We start from the raw sequence: 2,870 nt of genomic DNA on the forward strand, positions 1-2,870 counted from the left end.
GACGTAATCCAAAAGTGGTGAGAGTATCGCCGGGATTACCAAGTAAAGTTGATTTTGGTGTTACCGAGGTAAATCAGTAATTACCATCAAAGACGGACAAGGAAGTCTGTCTATCCCTATCCTTTCAGGTCTTTCCCCCGTCTATCGGGGGTTTTTTATTTCTAATTAATCTATCCTCTTAATCTTACTTTTAATAACTATAAACAGCTAATTAAAGTAACAATTAATATAGAAATTAGCGATCAGAATAATATATATTGATCGTTTATTGTGATCAATATATAGTATTGTGTAAATATTATGAAAAAGTTTTAATAAAAGTATTTCATTTTGTAATTTTTTTAACTGATTGATTAGCTAATTTATTATTTATCAACAAAGGTTAATTAAGATTGGTCATCAATCATTTTTTAAGGTTTATGGATAAATTTTGATGTTGAGTTGAATTACGGAAATAAAAAATATAATCGATCTTAGAAGAAGAGGAAGGAAATAAACTAAATGAAAAAACATAACTGGACCCGGCATCCACTTTGCCTGAGTATTAGTTTTGCTTTTTTACTTGGCTCCAATAATGTTTATGCAGGTAGTTTAGATATACCTAAATTAAATATTATTCGGGATGAGTTTAACGCAGAAGAAAAGCTTAATTTAAGTATTTATAATCCAAAAGTGAAGTTGACGTCGCAAGGATTGTTTACGACACCAATGGGACTTTATATTTACACTAACTACCCAACCAAAATCGCAGAATATCAAATCACCATTTACCGTCAATCGGATTTAGATAACAGACAACCATTAAAGATTTTACGATTTAAAGAAATCAGTCCGTATGAAGCGGTGTTATGGCGTGGTGAAACCGATAATGGTGAGCCGTTATCAATTGACAGCGAGTATAAAGCGATTTTAACCACCACCAGTTATGACGGTTTGAAAGACAGTGTTTATGCAACATCTTTTAAGACATTAGGTCAAGGCATAGCGGACCATAACAGTGATTTTATTTCCTACAACAAACTGGACAATCAATCGGGCTCAGGTCATTTATTATTTGGTCAATTAAAATCAGAGAGCACGATACCGGGCTTTGGCGAAAGCCGGATAGATCATCAGGGCATAGTAACCAGTGCACAAGACCGTAAAGTGGTCATTCAAATGACGGGCTTAAAAGGTAAACAAGGGTTGATGCTTAATGGCGAGCCTTTAGTGGCGGATGCTCAAGGTCGAGCGATGCGAGAGATGATTTTATCGCCGGGTGAGTATCAGTTTGATATAAGCTGGCAGGATGAATCGGGTCAGAAACAATCGCAACAGGAAAAGTTAGTGGTTGAAAAGAAAGATGACATTTTTTATGTGGGTATCGTGGATGTGACGTATGCACAAAACAATGTTAGTGGAAAAGGGCGTTCGATACTGGAAGATGCCGACAGTCATCACTACAGCGGCAAAGGGAGCTGGGATGGTCGGGTTGCTTTTTACTTAAAAGCAAATAAAGGCGATTATCGGTTAACGGCACATCTGGACACGACTGAAACGAAATTAAAAAATGCCTTTGGTCATTTAGGTGAAAAAGACCCGACTCGTTTTATCCGAGAAATCGACCCGCAAGCTTACTACCCGATATACGGAGATGATTCGACCACGGAAAGTGATGTGGATACGGAAGGGAAGTTTTATATCAAATTAGAGAAGGGCAAAAGTTACGGGTTATGGGGTAACTATAACTCCCAAATTACTGGCAATGAGTTTGCCAACTTTAACCGCAGTTTATATGGGGCAAAATTATATCACGAAAGTGAGCAGTCGACCCAGTATGGTGATACCCGCACATTAGCGACAGTGTTTTTATCGAATGGTGAAACCCGGGGCAGTCACAATGAATTAGCATCGACCGGTGGTAGTTTATACTTTTTAAAACATCAGCGTATAACCGAAGGAAGTTTAAAACTGTCGGTAGAAGTGCGTGACCGTAATACCGGTCGGGTACTGAGTACCAGCACCCTGACCGAAGGGGTTGATTATGAAGTGAACCAGTTTCAGGGTCGGGTGATGTTAACTAAAGCCCTGCCGATGACGACAAACGGGGGCACAGGTAGCTCAATTATCGAAAGCGGTAATCTGGTTGGGGGCGACCCGGTGTGGATTATTGCGGAATATGAATATTATTCAGACGGTTTTGACTTTGATGGTCAAAAAGTGTTTGGTGGTCGGGCTTATCACTGGTTAAACGACCATATTCGTATTGGCGGGACATATATCAGTGAAGACCAGGCAAGCGGTGAAACGTATGAGTTAAAAGGACTGGATGTGATTGTCAGACCGACGCAGGGAACACATACGCATTTTGAATATGCCAAAAGTAAGGCCGGGATGAGTGATATTTTTGTGTCGAGCAATGGTGGTCTGTCATTTAATCAGACGGTGTTATCGGGTGATACACGGGGAGCAGCATGGAAGATTAATCAAAAAATCGAATTCAGTGATTTGACCGGTGAGAATATCCCATTAAGTTTTACGGGTTACTATTCGATGCAGCAGAAAGGCTTTTCGTCCTTTGCTAAAGCCCGTAGCAGTGATTTAGAAGAGTGGGGTGGCGAATTACGTTATGACTTTGAGACGGATAAAAAAGGTATCTTACTGGGTTACAGTCGTGAAAAAGACAAGGCAAATTATGTCGAAAAAATCGCGCGTGCTCAATATTACACAACACTCGGTGACTTATATAAAACGGCGTTAGAGTTACAACAACGCAACACACATAATTATGGTGATGCTTCTACCCGTGAAACCTTAGTGGCGGCGAAACTGGAACGCTCGTTTTTTGACGGACGGGACAAAGGTTACATCATTCAGCAGCTGACGTTAGG

Annotated in this window: 1 pseudogene; it reads left to right on the forward strand. The window is 40.0% G+C overall.

From position 1 onward, the window contains the following. Window positions 1–501: 501 nt before the first annotated feature. Window positions 502–2,870, forward strand: a pseudogene (locus tag J3U35_RS06675) (hypothetical protein); the annotation flags it as partial.

The sequence above is a fragment of the Gilliamella sp. B2717 genome, assembly GCF_026536675.1.
Classification (GTDB): domain Bacteria; phylum Pseudomonadota; class Gammaproteobacteria; order Enterobacterales; family Orbaceae; genus Gilliamella; species Gilliamella apicola_I.